The sequence below is a fragment of the Paenibacillus glycanilyticus genome (assembly GCF_030161375.1).
Taxonomy (GTDB): Bacteria; Bacillota; Bacilli; order Paenibacillales; family Paenibacillaceae; genus Pristimantibacillus; species Pristimantibacillus glycanilyticus_B.
Map to the genome: position 1 here is coordinate 1 of NZ_BSSQ01000004.1, position 22,073 is coordinate 22,073.

General features: G+C 41.3%; 15 protein-coding genes. 11 read left to right on the forward strand and 4 right to left on the reverse strand.

Annotation, left to right across the window (positions count from 1 at the left end; genetic code table 11):
• Positions 1–311: 311 nt before the first annotated feature.
• Positions 312–950 (forward strand): cell wall hydrolase, encoded by a 639-nt coding sequence (locus QQK89_RS04725; protein ID WP_284237305.1) that lies wholly within the window; start codon positions 312–314, stop codon positions 948–950.
• A gap of 40 nt (positions 951–990) precedes the next feature.
• Here the strand turns inward: QQK89_RS04725 and QQK89_RS04730 are convergent, their stop codons facing one another.
• The gene (locus QQK89_RS04730) at positions 991–2,337 is read right to left on the reverse strand and encodes an Nramp family divalent metal transporter (RefSeq protein ID WP_284237307.1); all 1,347 of its coding nucleotides are present in this window, start codon (positions 2,335–2,337) and stop codon (positions 991–993) included.
• A 271-nt stretch (positions 2,338–2,608) separates the two neighbouring features.
• The gene (locus tag QQK89_RS04735) at positions 2,609–2,806 is read right to left on the reverse strand and encodes a hypothetical protein (protein WP_284237309.1); all 198 of its coding nucleotides are present in this window, start codon (positions 2,804–2,806) and stop codon (positions 2,609–2,611) included.
• Between the two features lie 196 nt (positions 2,807–3,002).
• On the opposite strand from QQK89_RS04735, the gene sigK reads away from it, so the two are divergent.
• The 8 genes from sigK (at position 3,003) to QQK89_RS04775 (ending at position 16,309) form a co-directional block, all read left to right on the forward strand.
• Positions 3,003–3,701, forward strand: coding sequence for an RNA polymerase sporulation sigma factor SigK (gene sigK / locus QQK89_RS04740; protein ID WP_284237310.1), 699 nt, complete (start codon positions 3,003–3,005; stop codon positions 3,699–3,701).
• A 373-nt stretch (positions 3,702–4,074) separates the two neighbouring features.
• Positions 4,075–6,270 (forward strand): helix-turn-helix domain-containing protein, encoded by a 2,196-nt coding sequence (locus QQK89_RS04745; RefSeq protein WP_284237312.1) that lies wholly within the window; start codon positions 4,075–4,077, stop codon positions 6,268–6,270.
• 249 nt (positions 6,271–6,519) lie between these two features.
• Entirely contained in the window at positions 6,520–7,893 is a 1,374-nt protein-coding gene (locus QQK89_RS04750; RefSeq protein WP_284237313.1) for an extracellular solute-binding protein, read from the forward strand.
• A 66-nt stretch (positions 7,894–7,959) separates the two neighbouring features.
• Positions 7,960–8,859, forward strand: coding sequence for a carbohydrate ABC transporter permease (locus QQK89_RS04755; RefSeq protein WP_284237315.1), 900 nt, complete (start codon positions 7,960–7,962; stop codon positions 8,857–8,859).
• Positions 8,860–8,868: 9 nt separating this feature from the next.
• Positions 8,869–9,699, forward strand: coding sequence for a carbohydrate ABC transporter permease (locus QQK89_RS04760; protein ID WP_284237317.1), 831 nt, complete (start codon positions 8,869–8,871; stop codon positions 9,697–9,699).
• Positions 9,696–12,812 (forward strand): alpha-mannosidase, encoded by a 3,117-nt coding sequence (locus QQK89_RS04765; protein WP_284237318.1) that lies wholly within the window; start codon positions 9,696–9,698, stop codon positions 12,810–12,812. The genes QQK89_RS04760 and QQK89_RS04765 overlap by 4 nt, the downstream gene beginning before the upstream one ends.
• Positions 12,809–15,187: a glycoside hydrolase family 31 protein gene (locus QQK89_RS04770; RefSeq protein WP_284237319.1), complete on the forward strand. Its 2,379-nt coding sequence runs from the start codon at positions 12,809–12,811 to the stop codon at positions 15,185–15,187. The genes QQK89_RS04765 and QQK89_RS04770 overlap by 4 nt, the downstream gene beginning before the upstream one ends.
• Positions 15,188–15,622: 435 nt before the next feature.
• Positions 15,623–16,309 carry an S-layer homology domain-containing protein gene (locus QQK89_RS04775; protein ID WP_284237320.1) on the forward strand — a complete coding sequence of 229 codons (687 nt, stop codon included), beginning with the start codon at positions 15,623–15,625 and terminating at the stop codon, positions 16,307–16,309.
• Between the two features lie 120 nt (positions 16,310–16,429).
• Here QQK89_RS04775 and QQK89_RS04780 read toward each other — a convergent pair whose 3' ends face one another.
• Complete coding sequence (locus tag QQK89_RS04780; RefSeq protein ID WP_284237321.1) at positions 16,430–17,314, reverse strand: LysR family transcriptional regulator; 885 nt, start codon at positions 17,312–17,314, stop codon at positions 16,430–16,432.
• 155 nt (positions 17,315–17,469) lie between these two features.
• Positions 17,470–18,351 carry a LysR family transcriptional regulator gene (locus QQK89_RS04785; RefSeq protein WP_284237322.1) on the reverse strand — a complete coding sequence of 294 codons (882 nt, stop codon included), beginning with the start codon at positions 18,349–18,351 and terminating at the stop codon, positions 17,470–17,472.
• 355 nt (positions 18,352–18,706) lie between these two features.
• Between QQK89_RS04785 and QQK89_RS04790 the strand changes: the two genes are divergently transcribed.
• Both QQK89_RS04790 and QQK89_RS04795 read left to right on the forward strand, forming a co-directional pair.
• Positions 18,707–20,239: a methyl-accepting chemotaxis protein gene (locus QQK89_RS04790; protein WP_284237323.1), complete on the forward strand. Its 1,533-nt coding sequence runs from the start codon at positions 18,707–18,709 to the stop codon at positions 20,237–20,239.
• 82 nt (positions 20,240–20,321) lie between these two features.
• Positions 20,322–22,061, forward strand: coding sequence for a response regulator (locus QQK89_RS04795; RefSeq protein ID WP_284237324.1), 1,740 nt, complete (start codon positions 20,322–20,324; stop codon positions 22,059–22,061).
• Positions 22,062–22,073: the final 12 nt, after the last annotated feature.

Here is a 22,073-nt window from a genome sequence, read left to right on the forward strand (position 1 = left end):
GCAGGGTCCTGGGAGAGTAGGACGTCGCCAAGCAATGAAAAGCCTGCCGCATAATTGCGGCAGGCTTTTTTTGTCGTTTTACTATTTCGATTGTAAACATTTGTATTCATGAGTACCCACCATAATTATCATATATCTACGAATATATATGGAGTAATGAGTTAATGCATCATAATTATTTTTGAATAATGAGAGTTTTATTAGAACAAATTAGAAAATTCTATGAAAACCAATTATTTAGGATAGTTATGGTAAACTCAAATTTCGCGAGTCAGAAGACAAGCAAGCATACATATTGGAGGGATTGCATAATGAAACGAAAGCTTGGCACACTCGTGTTATCGATGCTGATGGCATCTATTCTCTGCCTTCCATTGGAAGCTTCGGCTGCATCGTTAAAGGTCGGAAGCAAAGGTGCAGAGGTACAGGATTTACAGGAGAGACTTTATATGCTGGACTATTATAAAGGCAATATAACGACTTATTATAGCGCTGCTACGAAATCTGCCGTCGCGGCTTTTCAGAAAGGGGCTGGCCTCAAGCCGGATGGCGTCGCCGGTTCGGTGACGTTGCATGCGTTGCACAAAGTAACCGTTGATCGTTCCGACTTGTCGCGTATGGCGCGTGTCGTGAATGCTGAGGCGGGAGGTGAGAGCTACAAAGGTAAGATAGCCGTAGCCGCAGTTATTTTGAACCGGACGGAATCTAGCGGTTTCCCTAAGACGATTCGCGACGTCATCTTTGCGCCAAGCGCGTTTAGCGTGGTGAGTAACGGACAGTTCTGGAAGCTGCCAACGGTAAGCGCTCTGGATGCCGCTAAAGATGCGGCAAAAAGGATTGACCCTACAAAAGGCGCCGTATATTTCTACAATCCGAAAATTACAAACTCTGCGTGGATGAAAGCACGTCCAGTTACGGTGAAGATCGGAAATCATGTTTTTGCGAAATAAAAAATGGCCAGTCGCTGCATTGCAGTGGCTGGCCTTATTTTTATCCAAAAAAGGTTTTGTAAAGCAAAAAGATGTTAAGTCCGATAATAATAATGGCGACAAACCAAGCAAGCAGCTTCACCCAGAGCGGATTAACGAATTTGCCCATTTTACTCTTATCGCTGGTGAATTTGATAAGCGGAATAACGGCAAACGATAGTTGGAACGACAATATGATCTGACTCAGGATAAGCAGCTCAGTCGTACCGCTCTCGCCTGCAACGGCTGTAACGATAACTGCCGGTATGACGGCGATTAGCCGCGTGATAAGCCGCCGCAGCCAAGCTTTCATTCGAATGTTCAAGAAACCTTCCATGACGATCTGACCGGCAAGGGTACCTGTCAGAGTCGAGTTCTGTCCGGAAGCTAATAGCGCAACGCCAAACAATACAGAGCCAACAGCTGTGCCAAGAAGCGGTGTCAACAGATCATAAGCCTGTTCAATCTCCGTTACATTCGTCATGCCTGCTTGGTGGAACGTAGCCGCCGATATGATCAGAATTGCCGCGTTAATAAATAAGGCGAAAAATAAAGCGATTGTCGAATCCCATGTTGCGTATTTAATAGCTTCCCGCTTGCCAAGCTCGGTTTGTTCATAACGTCTCGTTTGCACGATTGACGAATGCAGGTACAGGTTATGCGGCATAACGGTAGCCCCTAGAATACCGATCGCAATGTAAAGCATCGTAGGGTCTGTCACGATTCGATGACTGGGAATAAATCCGGCAAACAGGGATGAAGTATCCGGTTTGGCAAAGAAAATTTCGGTTATGAAACATGCGCCAATTGTGAAGATTAAGACAATTACGAGCGTTTCTATATAGCGGAACCCTTTATTTTGAAGCAGAAGCACGATAAATACATCAAGTACCGTAATGATAACCCCATATATCAAGGGAATCCCAAAAAGCAGATTCAGCGCAATCGCTGAACCTATGACTTCAGCAAGATCGCATGCGGCAATAGCCAGCTCACAGAGGAGCCAAAGACCGATAACGACCGGTTTGCTGTAGTGATCGCGGCATGCCTGCGCCAAGTCTCTGCCGGTTACAATACCAAGCTTACCCGCCAAGGCTTGCAGAAGAACGGCCATCAAGTTGGAGATCAGAATGACGGATAATAACGTATAGCCGAACATCGCTCCGCCAGCGATATCTGTCGCCCAGTTACCCGGATCCATGTAACCTACGGCAACCAGGTAACCCGGGCCTGCAAAAGCTAGAAATTTCTTGAGCCAGGAGCCTTTCATCGGGACACGTAACGAACGGTGTACCTCAGGAAGGGAAGGCTGAGCGCCTTTATTTCTCCAGGAGTCATCATTAGGGTTCATGGCAGATGGCTCGAACATGTGAATCACCTCTGACTTTCTTTTATGTCTAAGATAATGTTGCCCTAGTGCAACTTATTTCTAATAAAAAAACTACATACCTAGGTGTATGCAGATACGGTTAGAAAGTTCCTTAAGATTTATTGTATCAGGGCAACTTTTTTTGTCAATGACAACTTTTCAATCTGCCGGTTCATTAAGTTGCTGAATTATAAGTTAATCTGCGCGATCTTGCCTGAAAGTATTCGTATAAACAAGGCTGTTCCCGAGAAGGAACAGCCTTGTTGTGTCGTTAACGATGCTTCTTCTTGTCCTTATGATGATGACCGTCAAAAGTATGTTCGACGTTATCTACAATCTTTTCGACGGCATCGCTAATCATGTCGATCGGCCCGGAGCCTTCATGATCTTTGGGCGTGTTAATGCCGGCTACCGTGTTGGATGTCTCATTGTATATTTCATTATATTCGTCGTCATGTTTTTTACTCATGTTACATGGCCTCCTCATAAAACAGATCTTGAGGTAGTTTACCCCATACGCGGAAGAACCAAACAGATAGAAATCGACGAATTTCTACGTACATGCACTTATAGGCCGCCGCCTACATACAATGTAGAACCGACTTCAACGTGTGCCAGTGGTATGTTCATGCCCCTGGTAATCCAGCTTATGGGGGTGCAGGAACATGGGGCTTTTTGCGGCTATTGCTTTATTCATTAAGCAGTTAACGATGCTCGTATCTTATGTGAAAAACAATGCTTTTCCGCAGCCGTTGCATGAAGAGGAAGAAATGAAGCATCTGCAGCTTATGGCGGAGGGGAATGCGCATTCGCGCAACCTGCTGATTGAACATAACTTGAGGCTTGTCGCTCATATTGTCAAAAAATTCGACAACACAGGGGAAGACCTGGAGGATCTGATCTCGATTGGTACGATCGGATTGATTAAAGCGATCGAGAGTTTTCAGACGGGAAAAGGCACGAAACTTGCTACATTCGCAGCTCGTTGTATTGAGAATGAAATACTTATGCATTTGAGGTCGCTGAAGAAGACGCGCAAGGATGTCTCCTTGCATGACCCGATTGGCACGGACAAAGAAGGCAATGAAATTACGCTCATCGATATCCTCGGTACTGAAGCCGATGATGTCGTAGAGCGAGTGCAGCTGAAGATCGAGAAGAGCAAGATCTACCGCAACCTCGATATTCTCGATGAGCGGGAGCAGGAAGTGATCCGCGGCCGGTTTGGCCTGGATCATGGTGGGGATGAGCGGACGCAGAGGGAGATTGCGAAGGAATTGGGGATTAGTCGGAGTTATGTTTCAAGGATTGAGAAGAGAGCGCTTATGAAGCTTTATCATGAGTTTTATAAGGCGAAGAAATAGAGATGTCAATATCTAATATGCGACCACATCATCCTTCGTTCTGCAAGAGCTGCTATATTTGAACGACAGGAGAACCCGATAAATGGCAGACTGACTGGCAGCTCAGGCGGGTTCGTGAAAAAGGACAGCGTATAGACATGGAAAGTCCCTCCATGTCTATACGCTGTTTTATTGTATCTTCAATGTATTGCTTTAAAAAGGAGCTTAAAATATAATTAACATAATTAAATGTAAGCGAAAACAATCTTGTTCTAAAGGGACTGCCGACCATTTGCCAGAGTCGAAGTACTCAGACAGCATGATTTCAAGATAACGACAGACTCAAGGAGATACTCAGCATCTAATTGAAGTTGAGTATATAGTGGAGACAGAAATGAAAAATTCCTTTTATAAAAATATATTCATATCATTTTTGCTGGTGATTTTACTTTATACCGTTATTATTGCTATAACTGTGGGGAAAAACGCTTATGATCAGCAAAAACTAAACCTTGAATCAAATGTAAAGTTTTCTCTTGAGAAAAAAACTCATGAAATAGATAATCAATTGCTGGCTGCGAATAATGCTATACGGCTGGCAGCAGATCAGAGCAGCGTAAAATCACTTGCTACAAGTAATACAGAGGAATATACAGATTACGCTAATATTTACAATGATCTTATAGTGAATCCTTATTTTTTGAATTTTAATTCGCAATACACAATTGCTTTGACTAAGGGGTTTGGCAGCAAGGTCATAAGTACAAATGGCTACTTTGATTTTTATGACTATCTTGATTTCATTCACTTAGGGAGTGAGATTGAAGATATTAACCAATTTTTTGCAAACTCTGCAAAAGATGAAGTTACCGTCATTCAGTCTGACAAAAGAGTGGCTTTGATTCGGTATATGAATGTAAAAAATGGAGCGTCCCCGGTTACTTTTTTTGTTAGCTGGGATAAAGCTAGCTTAGTAGAAGACAGCATATATGGAGATGCAGGGGCATTCTCTATAGTAGATGCAACGATTCTGCAAAAGCAATTGCCTGATAAAGGCTTATGGAACGAAATATTGGCTTCTAATATAGAGGATTCAAAGCAAAGTATTACTTCGTTTACCCAAAATGATGTCACGCATTACGTTGCCGAATCTTCGGTTGTTCCAGACGTTTATTACGACTATTCGATCAATCTGCAGAAGGTACTGACGTTCCCGACAAAGATAATATTATCTTTGGTAGGTTACTTTATACTTCTAATTTCTATTGGATCATTCTTACTAGTTGTGCTTAGTAAAAGAAACTATCGACCTTATGAACAAATATTAAACGAAGTACAACGTTTCGGCGGAGATTCCAATGCTGAGAATACAGAGACTGTCTTAAATAAGATTCAAGACCTTATTAAAGTAAACCAAGGTCTTATTAAATCGCAAGAAGATGTTTCTGAAGAAGTGAAGGAGCTTTTCCTGAAAAACATTTTATTTGATAACTATTCCAAAAAAGAAATATCGAAGTTAACCGAAACTCTCGATTTAAATGATGTCGTTGAATCAGGAATAATTGCCATATTCACTTTTGACGGGATAGCTGATCGGGAAGAGAATATGAATATTAGCGAGAAGCTTATCTATCGTAAAAGCTTTTTGCAAAAATGCTTTAAGTCTCACAAGCTAAAAGAATCATGTTTGATTCTCGATTTGAATGTCAATCGGTATGCATTGATTTTGCCGGTAGATATGCAATTGATAAATCTATTAGACTCTTTTGTTAAGAAAACAAGTACAGATTTAAAGATAAATGCCTCCTATGCAATTTCCGTACCATTTCATTCAATTAAAGAAATTTCAAGAGTATTCGCTGATGTTTACTATAGCTCTAATAATGCCGAAGCTGACGACAAGTGGGTTACTTTGACCGAACAATATGAGGATGTCCAATTTAAAGTAGAGATCGAGCAAATGCTCATTTCGCATATTAGCAAATCAAACTTTAAAGAGGCTAAACAAATATTGCATGATCTACTGGATAACCATATACTGAAAAAGCAAATTACGCTCTATCTGATCAATGACCTGAAATTTATATTGTTTCATACACTTAGACGAGCGATTCAAAATTCAGGATTGAGCTACCATCAGTTCGTCGATAATAATCGAAGTGAAATATTGAATTTGCAAAAGGAAACCGATCCTATAAAGGTTCGTGACAAGCTTATAGCTCTATACGATAGATTATTCGAATATGTAGCTACCGAGAAGATGGCGGACAAGAGTTTAACGGAAAGAATCGTGGAGTATATTGATCATAACTATACTAGAGAGCTTTCACTAGGCGAAGTAGCAGCGCACTTTAATTTGTCGGAGTCTTATCTAAGTAAAATCATTAAAGATTATTTGGGAGTATCCTATAAAAACTATTTGAATCAAATCAGAATTAATGAAGCCATCAGATTGTTGAAGACAAATAACTACAAAGTCACTGAAGTGGCTGAAAAATTAGGCTATACCAATGTGAATACATTTATTCGGGTATTTAAACAAATTGAAGGCACTACACCGGGTAAGTATTTGCAGAATGCTATGGATTAATTCATTTGGTTATTGAGAACTTCTTACGTACAGCGCGGAGAGCGGGCGTAAGGGGTTCTTTTTTTGTTTCCATCATTTTTATATGGGCCATAATAACTGTGTATTTATTTTTTATGATTATATCGATTAATTTCCTGGCGTCTTTAACACTATAGAATCCCGCATAATATTACGATTGTTGAAGCGGAATGGCGTTGATAAGCTAAAAGCGTTTACAAAACACGCACCATATCAGTCGGAGGGGATTACATGCTTAAGAAAAAAGCAGGCTCAATTGCAGGGTTGTTATCCGTATCAATGATTTTAGCGGTAAGCGCAGGATGCGGCAGTTCAAGCAAGGATGCATCTGCAAATGACGGGAAGACAGAAGTAAAGATTGCTTGGAGATTCTCTGGTGAGAACGATATTACTACCAAGTATTTGGAGAATGACTTTATTCCCGAGTTTGAGAAGGCAAATCCAAACATTAAGATCAAGCTGTCGCCAATTACGGCAAGCGAAGGCGACTACTATTCGAAGATAGCGTTGTCTATGCAATCAGAGAACACGACTCCGGATATTATTGCGGAAGATACGTTCATGTTGAATGCGGATGCTAATGCAGGATATTTGACTGATCTGGATAGCTACGTGAAGGATTGGCCGGAGTGGAGCAATTATACAGAAAATCTGAAGGCAGGCGCTATTGCCGAAGACGGCAAGATTTATGCGATTCCAGGCAGCTCCGATTCCCGAGGATTATGGTATAACAAGAATCTCTTCGCCAAAGCAGGATTGCCGGCAGATTGGCAGCCGAAATCATGGCAAGAAGTCATTGATGCAGCCGAAAAAATTAAAGAAACATCTCCTAATGCTATTCCACTCGGTATGACGGTAGCTAAAGCTAGTGGTGAAGCCGTTTCCATGCAGACATTTGAAATGTTGCTTTATGGCACCGAGGACACTCTCTATGACAGCGAAACAAAGAAATGGAATGTTAATTCACAAGGCATTATGGATTCTTTGAAATTTATCGATGAAGTCTACAATGAGAAAAAATTAGCACCATCGATGTCGATTGCCATTAACAGCAATTTCAGTTCCGTTATGTTCCAAGATAAATTTGTTAACGATGCAGCCGGCATTATTCTGGATGGCTTCTGGAATACATCCAACTGGAAAGAAAACGGACCTGCACCAGTAGCCAATATGACAGAACGTTTCGGCTTTACAGCAATGCCAACCGAGAATGGACAAGGGGCTGGCAAGGTGACGATGTCAGGCGGCTGGACTTGGGCTATTCCTGCCAAAACGAAGGACAAAGAAGCGGCTTGGACAGTGGTCAAAGCGCTGGGTGGAGCCGAGCAGCAAGCTAAACGTGCTATTGCGGATGGCAACTTAACGGTTCGACAAGATTCTGCTGAGAACGCGGAATACCAAGCTCAACCGTTCATTAAAGAGGCTACCGAGTTCTTGAACAATGCTCATTTCAGACCTGCTAATGATAATTATCCTAATGTATCTGTTGAGATTCAGAATATGGTGGAATCTGTAGCAACAGGCAGCAAGACACCGGAAGCGGCAGCTGAAGATTTTGCAAAAAATGTAACGAGAATTGTTGGCGAAGAAAATATAACTAAATAGTTAAGTCTCCGCAAAAAAATTTAAGGGGTAGTTGCTTCAACTACTCCTTTTTGAAAGGTGATTTTAATGGAAATCGCAGATTCAAGGGTAAAGGTGAAGCGTTTATCGGACACGAAGAAATCCTTACTCTTTCTAATACCTTCATTGATTTTGCTATTGATCTTTTTTATTGGACCGATGGTATTAACGTTTATTTTCTCCTTCACTAACTTAGCTTTAACGGGAGCTGCCGCTAAACATACGGAATTTGTTGGTTTTGAGAATTTTACTAGAATGTTCGAAGATCCCGAGTTTAGAACAAGCGTGTGGAATACAATCGTATTTGTGTTCTTTTCTGCTATTTTGGGTCAATGCTTACTAGGATTTTTGATTGCTTTTATGATGAAAGAAAAGAATGTCACCTTCCGAAGAATTGTTGGATTAATCATTATTGCCGCATGGGTAACTCCTGAGGTTGTTGTAGGCTTCTGCTGGGTAGCGTTTCTTAGCGATAACGGGACGGCTAATTGGCTGATTGGTCTGCTAGGATTCAAACCAGTTGCATGGCTGTTCTCATTCCCAATGGTCAGTGTAATTATTGCCAATGTATGGAGAGGAACGGCATTCTCCATGATGGTGTTCCAATCGGCGTTAGATGAAATTCCGAAAGAAGTGGAAGAAGCGGCACATATGGATGGCGCAACAAGATGGAGAATTGTTACTTCTATTACGATTCCAATGGTTAAAGGAACGATTGCTACGAATCTAATGCTAGTTACTTTATCTACATTAGGCGTGTTTACTCTAATTTATACAATGACCGGTGGTGGCCCAGGCGTTGAGACTACCACGTTGCCTATATTTATGTTCAAGCAAGCCTTTGTCAGCTATCAATTAGGATATGGTACGGCTATTTCCCTCGTGCTGTTAGCCATTGGTGCTATAGCAAGCTTAATCTATATGAAAATTTTGAAAACGAAAGTGTAGGTGAGCCTGATGGGACAAAAGAGCCGCAAGATAGAAACGATGATTCATTATCTTATATTAGCCGTATTAGCTCTATTATTTTTACTTCCTTTGCTTTGGATGCTGTTTGCATCCGTAGATCCGCATGCCAAGCAAGCGTTAAAAGTTCCTGATTCAGTAACCTTAAATAACTTCAAGGCCATCATAACGGATCCCAAGCTAATCCGATCTTTCTGGATAGGGCTGTTGATTTCAGCTTGCCAGGCGGTGCTGGTAGTCATTGTCTGCGTACTGGCTGCGTACCCGTTATCTCGTTATAAAATGAAATACCGCAAATCCTTTATGACGACCATTTTGTTTATGACATCGTTGCCGATGACGGCCGTAATTGTACCTGTCTATCAACTATTCTTGCATTTAAAATTCCAGGATTCTTTAGTAGCTGTAACTCTGTTTCTGACGGCATCCTCTTTGCCCTATGCGATCTGGATGGTTAAGAACTTCATGGATTCTGTTCCGCTCGATCTGGAGGAATCCGCTTGGGTGGATGGAGCGACCGTTCTGCAAGGCGTGAGAAAAATAGTAGCGCCACTTATGCTGCCAGGCATATTCACGGTGGGCATATTCACCTTTACAGGAAGCTGGGGTAATTTCTTCGTACCTTACATTTTGCTGCAGACACCTGAGAAAATGCCGGCTTCCGTTACGATATTCCAATTTTTTGGAAGCTACGGAATGGTCAATTACGGAAAATTAGCCGCTTTTTCGATCATATATTCCATGCCAGTAGTGCTGTTATATGCCCTTTCACAAAGATTTATGTCGAAAGGCTTTAGTATGGGAGGAGCCTCAAAAGGATGAATGATATGTTTCTAGTAGAGAAAAAACTAAAAGCACGAATGAAAGAGCTAAAAAAATATATTTATAAAAATTCAGAACCTATCGGCAACTGGATCGTTCTGGAGGATAAGAGCAAGAATGAAAAGTATCCTCCGGCAAATATGTCCGAGGCGCAACCCTTCCTGCTTGGGGACACATGGACCGGCAGAGATTACTATCTATGGATTCAGACGGAAGTAGCAATTCCCAAGGATAGCGAGAAGATTCTTGTCTTTGATTTTGGCGAAAGCACTGAAGGTGCCACGGTAGGATTTGAATCTTTATTATTCCTTAATGGCAAGCCTTATCAAGGCGTGGATACTTATCATCAAGAGGTATTTGTTGATGAAAGCTACCGTGGAGAAACAGTTCAGATTAGCGTGAAGTTATGGTCCGGTCTGGAAGGCGGCGGTCCTAAGCGGCCAAGAACGCATCAATTTAAGCGCGCGGATCTAGTTCATATCGATAAGACGACGGAGGATTTATTTTATCTCTCTTCGATGATTCTAAATGCCATCCAGCAAATAGAGGGTAATAATCCGGTTAAATATTCGCTGAGAAACCTGCTGAATGACGCGTTCTTGAAGATCAGCTGGGATGCTCCAGGCGAGCAAGCCTTCTACGATGGTATCGCTGCGACGTATGAATGGTTAAATACGGAGATCAGTAAAATTCCTAAGAATGAGCTCTACGAGGTTGGAGTTATTGGTCATACCCATATTGATGTCGCTTGGTTATGGAGACTGAAGCATACGCGTGAGAAGGCTGCCCGAAGCTTCTCCACCGTACTTAGATATATGGACATGTATCCGGAATATACGTTTCTGCAAACTCAGCCTCAGCTCTATAAATATATTAAGGATGACTATCCGGAAATTTACGAGCAGATTAAAGCACGTGTTGTTGAAGGCAGATGGGAAGCGGATGGGGCTATGTGGCTGGAAGCCGATTGCAATATTCCATCAGGTGAGTCACTGACTAGGCAAATCTTGCATGGCGCTAAATTTATCAAGAATGAATTTAATAAGGATGTCCAATATTTGTGGCTTCCTGATGTGTTTGGCTACTCGTGGGCATTACCCCAGATTCTGAAGCAGAGCGATATTCAAACCTTTATGACAACGAAAATAAGCTGGAATCAATATAATCGAATTCCTCATGATACGTTTAAGTGGAGAGGAATCGATGGCAGCGAGATTCTAACTCATTTTATTACAACCCCTGTAACCGGTGAGAATACGGATTGGGCGGAGGACTGGTATTCCACTTATAATGGCGGTATCACTCCTGAGACCGTGCTTGGAACCTATAATAATTATCGCGACAAAGAGATTAATAGCGATTTATTAATAGCCTACGGATTAGGCGACGGCGGCGGCGGTGTTACCCGCGAGATGCTGGAAAATCGGAGACAGGTGGATAAAATCCCAGGTCTTCCTAGCGTAAAGCCTACTTTAGCGAAAACCTATTTCGATAAGCTCCATCAGACGGTTGAAGGTACGAATCAATATGTGCATACCTGGGATGGGGAATTGTATCTGGAGTATCATAGAGGAACTTATACCTCTCAAGCCTTCGTCAAACGAATAAATCGAAAAACCGAATTGATGTTAAGGAATTTAGAGTTCTTGTATTCCTTGTATGAGCAGAACAAAGCTGCGGATTATCCCGCCGAGAAACTGTTCGACATGTGGGAAGTGCTGCTAAGAAATCAGTTCCATGATATTATTCCTGGCACCTCGATTGAGGAAGTGTATCAGGATCATAAGGAAGAGATGGGCCAGGTCTGGAAAGGCATGGAGCAATTGCAGCAAGAGCTTAGCTATGAGGGGGCAGCCAGCTATCAGCTAGTGAATACAGCAGGCTGGTCAAGAAATACTTTAGTCGAGCTGCCATCTGCTGTTGAGGGAAGCTATTACAAGGAAGATGGGACCGTACTGCCTGCCGTGCACAAGGATGGGAAGACGCTGCTCTTGATTGAAAATTGCTTGCCACTCTCAAGTCAAACGATTCTGTTTGAAGAGAAAACGCAGCTTCAATCGGTTGCAGTTGGAATATTGCTGAATAACGGAATTGAGACTAAGTTTTATCGAATCGGCTGGAATGACAATGGTCATCTCGTAACGATCTTTGATAAGGAAAACAATCGTGAAGTATTAAGCGGTACGGGGAATGTGCTCCAATTGTTCGAAGACAAGCCAATCGATTATGATTCGTGGGACATTGATATTTACTATCAGGAGAAGATGGAAGAGCTTGTCTTCGATTCGGTTGAGGTTATCGATAATAATGTGCTATTTGTTGATGTCAAATTCAGCTGCAAGTTCAAGCATTCAGAAGTTCAACAAGTGATGAGACTGTACAATCATACAAGAAGAATTGATTATAAGATGGAGATCGAGTGGGGCGAGCATCAACAGCTGCTTAAAGTGAAATTTGATGTAGATGTGAGAAATACCGAAGCCCGCTATGATATTCAGTATGGCAATGTCCTTCGTCCAACTCATTGGAATACGTCCTGGGATATGGCCAGATTCGAAACCGTTGGACATCAATGGGCCGATCTGTCCGAGCATGGCTATGGGGTAGCGCTCTTGAATGATTGCAAATACGGCTATGATATCAAGAATAAAACAATGAGACTCTCTCTAGTGAAGAGCGGGATACATCCAGATCCAAATGCGGATGTAGGAAAACATCAATTCACGTATAGTCTGCTTCCTCATAATGGCGATTATTTAGAGGGAAGAGTGGTTGAAGAAGCTTGGGAAATCAACAGTGAAATAATCGCGATTCGTTCAGATGAGCCAATAATACTGCCATTTAGCTTAGGTACCAAGCAGTCTGTTGCTCTTGATGCTTTTAAGAAAGCTGAGGATGGCAGAGGCTGGATCGTAAGAATTCATAATTTCACTGGAGGCAGACAGAAGGTGTCATTTAACCTCGAACAAGGTTATTGCTGGAATGAAGTGAATTTAGTTGAACGAGATTTGACTGATAGTGCTGATGGCGATATCAATGTAGTGTTAAATCCGTATGAAATTAATAGCTTCCGTATTCTTGCATCTGATGGACAAGCGGGGAGAGCGCTATGATTACCAAAGAGAAATTAACAACTAATCCGATCGCTCCATCAAGCTCCATCGTACAAGGAAACACCTATAGAATTACGGTATTAACAAGTCGTCTGTTTCGATTGGAATACAGCAAGGACGGCAGATTTCAAGATTTGCCTACACAAATCGTAATTAATCGGGATTTTGACACACCAGAGTTTGAAGTTTACGAGACAGAGCAGTCCCTTGAGATTATTACGGCGGAGCTTCATTTGACCTATGATAAGAAAGAGTTCTCTGGCAATGGCTTGTCCATTCATGTGATGGATAAGCAAGGGAAGCATATGTCTTATTGGCATTATGGGCAGAAGACCAAAAACTTAGGCGGAACTGCGCGTACTTTGGATGATGTGAATGGGCCTGTCGCTATTGAAGGCGGACTGATGTCTAAAGAAGGGTATTCCATTATTGATGACAGCAAATCCGTATCTATCACTTCAGATAACTGGATTAAGCCAAGGATGGAAGAGGCAACGGATCTGTATTTCTTTGGATATGGCCGGGATTATTGGCAAGCCCTTAAAGACTTCTATCAGCTGACGGGACCAACTCCTTTATTGCCGCGTTATACGCTGGGCAACTGGTGGAGTCGCTATCATCCATACAGTGAGACAGATTACAAAGAGCTGATGAACAAGTTCCAAGACAATAAAGTTCCATTCTCAGTCGCTGTCATCGATATGGACTGGCATCTGACCAGCATCGATCCTAAGTATGGCAGCGGCTGGACTGGCTATACCTGGAACAGAGAGTTATTCCCGGAGCCGGCCGAGTTTATGAAATGGCTCCATGATCGAAATATGAAGGTTACACTAAATGTTCATCCCGCGGATGGCATTCGTCCGAGTGAAGAAATGTACGCTCAGATGGCTGAGGCGATGGGAGTTAATAATGGACGGAATCCTATGATCCCATTTGATATTACCAACGCTGAGTTCGCTAAGGCTTATTTGGAAGTCGTTCATCATCCGAATGAAGAAGCGGGCGTTGATTTCTGGTGGATTGACTGGCAGCAGGGCACCAATACGAAAGTTGAAGGATTAGATCCGCTCTGGATGCTTAATCATTATCACTACCTGGATCAGGCTCGAGATGGAAAAAGACCGCTGATTCTTTCGAGATATGCAGGCGTTGGCAGTCATAGATACCCAATTGGTTTCTCAGGGGATACGCATGCCACTTGGGAGTCATTAGATTTCCAGCCTTATTTCACGGCAAATGCAAGCAATATCGGTTATGGCTGGTGGAGCCATGATATTGGCGGCCATATGCTCGGAATCAAAGACGACGAAATGGTCACCCGCTGGATTCAATTTGGAGTATTCTCGCCAATTAATAGACTTCATAGCTCAGATAATATTTTCTCCGGGAAAGAGCCTTGGAATTATGCTCAGCCTTATGAAGCGGTCATTGGAACCTTCCTAAATTTGAGGCATCAATTGGTTCCTTATCTCTATTCCATGAACAAGAGATCGCATGAAGAGGGCAAGCCGATCATGGTACCTCTCTATTATGATAACCCTTGGAACCAAGAAGCCTATGAATATAACAATGAATATCTCTTCGGTACAGAGATGCTTGTAGCTCCAATTACTAAGCCAATCGACAAAGCTACACAATTAGCATCGGTTGCGGCTTGGATTCCCGAAGGGGACTGGATTGATTTCTTTACTGGGGAAATGTATTCGGGGAATACACGCACAACCCTTTATCGAGGCATTAGCGAAATACCGGTGCTTGTGAAGCAAGGCGGCATTATTCCACTTAGCGATTTGACTGATTATACAAACTCTACTGAGAATCCAAAGCAGCTTGAGTTAAGAGTTTTTGCGGGTGCTTCAAATTCGTTCACTATGTGGGAAGATTGTAACGAGGAGAAGTATAATCAGAAAAGCTGGCTGGCGACTACATTTACATTGAATTGGGAAGAAACTCCGACCTTTACCATTCATGCGGCAGAAGGAAATCTGGCTGTATCTCCTGAGATAAGAGATTACAAGGTGAAGATGGTTAATGTGCCTAGACAAAGCGTCAAGGTTACGGTAGATGATCATGAGATTGCCGCAGATGTGAAGTGGGACAACCATTGCCTGAAGGTATCGATTCCAAATGTTATCAATACGCAGTTGGTTCGAATTACTCTCGAAATAGATGTAATCGAGCAAAAGAATAAATTAGAGCGAGTATACGATTTGCTAAATAAGACCCAAATGGAGTATGCGTTAAAGCTGGAACTATATCATCTAATTAAGCAAGACAGAAGCTTCTCAAAATTGATTCGAGATTTGGAGAGCCGCCAACTGCCGAAGGAGCTTTTTGGAGCTCTATGTGAATTGTTAGGATCAGATTTGTAGCAACGAGAAACCGCAGGTAAATGCCTGCGGTTTTTTATTTGTGGAAACGAGTCATATTTACATCGTTCCGTGTTCACAATGATGCATGTGAGGTCTTTTGAAGAAGACGCGCATGGACGTTTCTTTGCATGATCCTGACGTTGTGGAGCGCGTGCAGCTCAAGATCGAGAAGAGCAAGATCTACCGCAACCTCGACATTCTCGATGAGATGAGTTTTATAAGGCGAAGAAGTGAATCGGATTATTGTGAAGTTTTAATAATAGGAAGGTAATGGTTCCGATATTCTAATGGAATATCTTTAGTTGGGTTTTCAAAAATAGAAAATATTTTTGTAGAGTGAAAAATAATAGGCTCTTCGATTGTATTACTAATGTAAGGACAAACAAGAATTATAATGCTTGAATCTAAAGTCAAAAATTCTACGAGGTGAAAGAAATGAAAACAAAAACAAAAACAAAAATGATTATTCTTTCCACGATTACCGCATTATCCTTAACTTTTGCAGTTCCAAGCTATGCTGCTACGAATCCTTTTTCTGATCTAACGAATATTGCTGCAAAGGATAAAATTATTGCTTTACAAGAACAAGGTATAGTTCATGGTATTTCAGACGATTCATTTGCCCCTAATGACACCATCACTGCGGCACAAGGTATAAAGCTTATTGTCAATGCGGCGAATCTGAATCTAGATTTAGTAAGATTCCTTGTAGAACCTAAAGCGACAGATTATTTCAAAAACGCTGACAACGATGCGTGGTATGCAAATGCCTTAATTACAGCAAGTGTTAATGGAGTCGAACTGCCAGCGGATCTTGATCCTAATAAGAAATGGACGCGTGAAGAATTCACTCACCTGCTAATTAGCACGATTGAAACGCACAGCAATCTTCCAAAGCTTAAACTTGCTCCTATCGCGATTAACGATAGCTCGGATATAACCATTGATTATGATGGATCTATCCAACGCGCGCTTGCTTATAACGTAGTGAAACTAGATGAACAAGGGAATTTCCATCCTAAATCTGATATTACTCGTGCAGAGGCAGCAGAACAAATCTACAATGTACTTGAATATATAAAGGCACATCCTACACCATCGCCACAACCAGGTCAAGAATAAAAAAACGGTCGGATTGCTTCTTATTTTCTATTGTATCAAGTAAAGTGCACTTCTTAGAATGACATTGGATGAAACTCCAGGTTTATCCGATGAAATTCTTAGAGGTGCATTTTTTTGGTTCTATAAATCAAATTGAGCTCGTAAATGTTTGGAAAATTCCTTGGTATAGCTGGATAGATCCGTATTGCAATGAACGGCCCAAATATCTCTATAAAAATAATCGGGATCTTTAAATGGAATTGTAATTAAAGTTCCATTAACCATGTCTTCATGACCTGTTGTTGTAAAGTTGTCCAAAATCGTAAAGGCATTTCCTTTCAATATAAGCTCACAAAACGGTTCGGTACTGGTCAACGTTACATAGACCGAATTGCCATCTAGATTTGTTCTTTTGATCATTTCTTTATGAGCGGTAGAATCGAGAACAATGATGGATTCGTTTCTTAAATCCTTCGATGTTAAATAATCTTTACTTCGAAAACGGGACTCTTTGCCAACGCAAATGCAGAAATAGCTTGTATATAGCGTTTCAATATCTAAATTCCGATTCAATAATTTATGCTCTTCACCAATAAAAGCAAGATCAATGCTATGGTTTGTAATTTCTTCGCAAATCTGCTGAGGCATTTTCTCCAGGAGCTCTATCTGAATATCTTTAAATTCTTTTTTGAAAGAAACTAACGCTTGTTTAATGATATGTCCAAACGCAGAAGTGTACGATATTTTCAATTTTGTACAATCCCCATTTTTTGCGCGATTAATATCTTCGTATAATTCTATATATTTAGCTTTCATTTCTAAAAGTTTGGCTAGTACGATTTGTCCTTCAACTGTTGGAATGGTTCCTTTGCTTGTTCGCTCGAATATAGTTATTCCCAGTTCATTTTCTATGGATTGAATGGATTGGCTAATGGCTGAAGCAGTTATATGCAATTTATCAGCTGCTTTTCGTATGGATTGTTCTGTGGCTACTTGTAAAATGTAACGGATCTGTTCGGAATTCATGGGGTCACCTCATTTGCTTTATCGTCAATAAACAGATTAACCATTAATACCATTACCAATGTTGGTCTAAAAATAACATTGTTGCTTTAAATAAATAAAGTACTGAAGTTAAAAAATGGCGTGCACTCATGGAGAGTGAACGCCATTTTAAATGGTTAATCCAATTGAGCTCGTAAATGTTTGGAGAATTCCCTGGTATAGCTGGTTAAATTCGGATTGCAATGAACGGCCCATATATCTCTATAAAGATAATCTGGATCTTTAAACGGAATTTGAATTAGAGTTCCGTTAACAATGTGATCATGGCCCTTCAACGTGAAATTGTCTATCATTGTAAAGGCATTCGAGTTCATCATAAACTCTCCCATTGGTTCCACAACGGTCAACGTTACATAGATTGAATTCCCGTCTAGATTGGCTCTTTTGATCATTTCTTTGTGAGAGATGGAGTCGAGAATAATAATGGGATCGTTTCTTAGATCCTTCGATGTTAAATATTCTTTATTTCGAAACCGAGAATCTTTGCCAACGCAAATACAAAAATGGCTTGTATATAGCGTTTCAATATCAAGATTCCGATTCAGTAATTCTTTTTCTTCAACAATTAAAGCCAGATCGATGCTGTTGGTCGCAATTTCTTCGCAGATCTGCTGAGGTAATTTCTCTAAGAGCTCTATTTGGACATCTTTGAATTCCTTTTTGAAAGAAACTAACGCTTGTTTAATGATATGTCCAAACGTATTCGAATAAGATATTCTTAATTTCAATAAATTTTCGTTTTTTGCGCGATTAATATCTTCGTGTAATTCTATATATTTAGCGTTTAGTTCAAATAATTTTGTTAGTACGATTTCACCTTCAAATGTTGGAATAGTTCCTTTGCTAGTTCGCTCAAATATGGTTATTCCTAGTTCACTTTCTAAGGATTGAATGGATTGGCTAATGGCTGAGGCAGTGATATGCAGTTTATCTGCTGCTTTCCGTATGGATTTTTCTGCGGCTACTTGTAGAATGTAACGGATCTGATCTGAATTCATGGGGTCTCCTTACCTCAAGTGGTTAAATAAAACTAAACACCGTGTTAATAATCTCTAGATTGATCAAATTCATTTTAATAATATAATGTTCATGAACTGGAGAAATCGTTAGGAGGACGATTCCCTTAATCTTAGAGTTACAGGAGTTAATAATGGATTATGACTGATCAAAACAGATCGAACAAATCGTTTTTATAACATTATTTTGTATTAATAACATTATATTTAACTTATTGAATAATTAATTTAATTATACAACAAAAAGAAGAATGTGCAACACATAGAATTTTCCGCATTCTTGAACAAGATTTTGCCAACATTGATTTATAATTCACCTTAATAGGAGGCTTATGAAATGGTAGGAAAGAAAAATAGGTTCATGTTGCAGATATCATTGGGCACGATAGCACTCAGCTTTATCATTCATGTATTGTACAGAAAATTTAGTTTTATGGACAACATGGGACACATGATGTCGATGGAGAGTATGGCAACCAATCATGATATCGGCCAAAACTATTCATTAGCGCTGAACATTTTTTTAATTATTCCCGTGGTTTTCTTGGGGGCAGCCTATTTTCTTTATCGTAAACAAACAGATCAATCCTTAATACCAATGTTTAATGTAATAGCTCTTACCTTCTCTAGTATCTCTATTATTTCTGGTGGGGGAGGGGGGATAGAGCTGCATTTTTCTATATTTATGGTGCTTGCAATAGTAGCTTATTATGAGGATATAAGGTTAATTGTTCTTATGACTGGCATTTTCGCAGTACAGCATATTTTAGGATTTTTCATAGCGCCTAAATTAATCTTTGGGATTAGCGAATACCCCTTCCTAATGCTTCTCGTCCACGCTTTGTTTCTGATTCTGACGTCAAGTGCAACAATCCTCCAGGTTATATCCAAGAAAAGAATTATGAACGTTATAGAAATGGAAAAAGCGGTTAAACAAAAAGAAGCTGAAACGCTTCTCGAAACGGTGCAACAACATTCTCAAGAATTAGAAAAAGCATCCGTAATTATTTCAGAGAAATCTGAAAATAACATTGTTGCTAACACGGACATGCTGGCAAGCTTTAGAGAAGTGTCAACAGGTCTTGAAGTTCAAAGCGAATCACTTAACAATATGGAAACTAACCTGCACAGTATTAATAAATTGATTGAGCAAAATTCTAAATCCTTTTCTGTTTTGCAAGCAACGGCAGCTACAACAGCCACAACGATGCATAACAACCAAAACAATATTGAACCTTTGTTCGAGCAAGTTAGAATCGTATCCGATGCGATTTACCAAACGACGGACGCCATGCAAAATTTATATCAGTCTTCTCACCAAGTAGAGGATATTATAACTACGATTCAATCCATAGCTAACCAAACGGGCATTTTATCTTTAAATGCTTCTATAGAAGCGGCCCGAGCCGGGGAGCATGGCAGGGGGTTTGCGGTCGTTGCCAGTGAGATCCGGAAGTTAGCTGAGCAAAGTAACAAAGCTACATATGAAATAAAGGAAATTCTAACGAATATTCAAGAGGAAAGCGAAGAATCTTTAACCAGGATTGAAGCGGGAAGACAAGCCACAACATACACAGTAGAACTTGCGGAAGCGTCGGTATCCAGTTTAGGACAAATGAACCAGGCCATTACCGAGATGATTGATATTGTCATAGATCTTAATGAATCTGTAAGACATATTGAACTGCGGTCCCAAGTGATTTCTAATGAAATGACTAACATATCCGCGGTCACCGAAGAAAGCGTGGCTTCCGTGCAAGATCTGTACAGTATTACAGAAGCCCAATCGAATGCTTCTCATCAAATTAATAGAGAGTTACTTCGTATGAAGGAGCTTTCCAAAACGTTGCAAAAACAATTTTCTTCTTAAATTAGATTACGAACCGCTTACGGTCGATCCGCGATTTAGTAATTTGTGACTTTGACAACATGGGAGAAATGAGGAGAACCACTTGGATGAGTATGATACTGATGATTACGAGAAAGCTAGCTTGAGTTTGGAGTTTGAAAGCAGACAAAAGTATCTCGACGAATTGAGGAAGCAACTAGACGTTTTGAATGACCCTATAAACAAAATCGGCTCTGATATACTCATCGAACAGGCTAGAGAATGGTACCGTATTGGCCATACAATCAAAGGAACTGCCCCGATTCTAGGGATGAGTCGCATGGGACGAGTAGCTGCCCTATTCGCCGAATGCTGGGAATGGAGCTACGAAACGAATGGCTTAGCAGGAGACGAGGTTCAAAATCTGTTTCAGGATTGCTACCTGGCCAGCCGTCCTCTTTTACATGAGCTTGAAATGGAATTTGAAATCAACAGCAAGGAACTTCTGTTGGAACAACAGCAAGCACCACTCAAGGAAGCCCTGCCCTCTCAACTCTTAGGCAGCAGATTGCTGGTTGTGGATGATGACCGTGTGTTGCGATCTTATTTGGCGCGCAAGCTTAGGCTGGAAGGTTATAACGTAGATGAAGCCTCGAACGTGGAAGATGCAATCAAGTTGCTGAGAGAGAATGACTATCAGTTAATTACGCTTGATCTGATGATGCATCCGCAGAGCGGATACGAAATATTCGAGGTGCTGAAAGAAGATCCAATGATCAAATGGCTTCCCATGCTTGTGTTGTCCGGCCGCAATGATATGAAGGATGTCGTTAGATGCTTTCATATGGGGGCTGACGATTTCGTCACCAAACCATTCCGCTTTGAAGATCTGAGCGCGCGGATCAAACGGATGCTGCTGCGCCATATGGAGTTTGCGCTCCTGGCGTTTAATGATCCGTTAACCGGCATTCATAATCGGCGGTATTTCGACCTGCAGCTTCAAGTAGAAGTGAATCGTGCAGAGAGATACAATGAGCCGTTAACGCTGGTCGTCATTGATATTGATTACTTTAAAGCGATCAACGATCGGCATGGTCATCCAGCAGGCGATTTCGTTCTGCAGAAATTCGGTCACTTGCTGCAAAGCTGCCTGCGGAACACCGATATACTAGCGCGCGTTGGCGGTGAAGAGTTTGGTGTCATATTGCCGGGTATTACCGGAATTGAAGCGGAAAGAATCATGAACCGCATCTTGCAACGCGTCCGAAGAGAGCCGATTGCGAAGCACGATAGTTTTGACCATTATATTACTTTCTCGGCAGGCGTCGCGTCCTGGAAATCAGGCAAGTCCGTTCAGAGCTGGTTCCAAGTCGCGGATTATGCGTTGTACAAAGCGAAGCGCAACGGGCGGAATCGTGTTCTCCGAACATCTTACGACATGGCGAGGAACAATCTGGCTGACCTGAAGCTTCAAGCCGTGGAGTCAAAGACGATATTGGTTGCTGACGATGACCGAATGCTCCGTACGATGATTTCCGATCAATTCAGGAAAGAGCCCTACAAGCTGCTTGAAGCGCAAGACGGAGAAACGGCTTATCGGATCCTAGTCGAGCAGCAACCGGATTTTTGTATATTGGATTGCATTATGCCGGGGATGAGCGGATTCGAAGTGCTCGAAAGATTGAGAATGGAAGGTACACGTGCTGCCAAAACACAAATCATGCTCCTTTCCGGAAGGAGCAGCGAAGAGGATGTAAATAGGGGATTGGAACTTGGCGCAGATGCGTATATGTTTAAACCATTTTCCTTAATTGATGTGGAAATGAAAGTGAGAAAGATGCTGTTTGCCGTACAAAGTCATTAGGACAGCAGTCTA

What these genes read in the sequence shown, in the direction of transcription:
- QQK89_RS04725 (WP_284237305.1), top strand. Translation starts at nt 312, where the DNA reads ATGAAACGAAAGCTTGGCACACTCGTGTTATCGATGCTGATGGCATCT.
- QQK89_RS04730 (WP_284237307.1), bottom strand. Translation starts at nt 2,337, where the DNA reads ATGTTCGAGCCATCTGCCATGAACCCTAATGATGACTCCTGGAGAAAT.
- QQK89_RS04735 (WP_284237309.1), bottom strand. Translation starts at nt 2,806, where the DNA reads ATGAGTAAAAAACATGACGACGAATATAATGAAATATACAATGAGACA.
- sigK (WP_284237310.1), top strand. Translation starts at nt 3,003, where the DNA reads ATGGGGCTTTTTGCGGCTATTGCTTTATTCATTAAGCAGTTAACGATG.
- QQK89_RS04745 (WP_284237312.1), top strand. Translation starts at nt 4,075, where the DNA reads ATGAAAAATTCCTTTTATAAAAATATATTCATATCATTTTTGCTGGTG.
- QQK89_RS04750 (WP_284237313.1), top strand. Translation starts at nt 6,520, where the DNA reads ATGCTTAAGAAAAAAGCAGGCTCAATTGCAGGGTTGTTATCCGTATCA.
- QQK89_RS04755 (WP_284237315.1), top strand. Translation starts at nt 7,960, where the DNA reads ATGGAAATCGCAGATTCAAGGGTAAAGGTGAAGCGTTTATCGGACACG.
- QQK89_RS04760 (WP_284237317.1), top strand. Translation starts at nt 8,869, where the DNA reads ATGGGACAAAAGAGCCGCAAGATAGAAACGATGATTCATTATCTTATA.
- QQK89_RS04765 (WP_284237318.1), top strand. Translation starts at nt 9,696, where the DNA reads ATGAATGATATGTTTCTAGTAGAGAAAAAACTAAAAGCACGAATGAAA.
- QQK89_RS04770 (WP_284237319.1), top strand. Translation starts at nt 12,809, where the DNA reads ATGATTACCAAAGAGAAATTAACAACTAATCCGATCGCTCCATCAAGC.
- QQK89_RS04775 (WP_284237320.1), top strand. Translation starts at nt 15,623, where the DNA reads ATGAAAACAAAAACAAAAACAAAAATGATTATTCTTTCCACGATTACC.
- QQK89_RS04780 (WP_284237321.1), bottom strand. Translation starts at nt 17,314, where the DNA reads ATGAATTCCGAACAGATCCGTTACATTTTACAAGTAGCCACAGAACAA.
- QQK89_RS04785 (WP_284237322.1), bottom strand. Translation starts at nt 18,351, where the DNA reads ATGAATTCAGATCAGATCCGTTACATTCTACAAGTAGCCGCAGAAAAA.
- QQK89_RS04790 (WP_284237323.1), top strand. Translation starts at nt 18,707, where the DNA reads ATGGTAGGAAAGAAAAATAGGTTCATGTTGCAGATATCATTGGGCACG.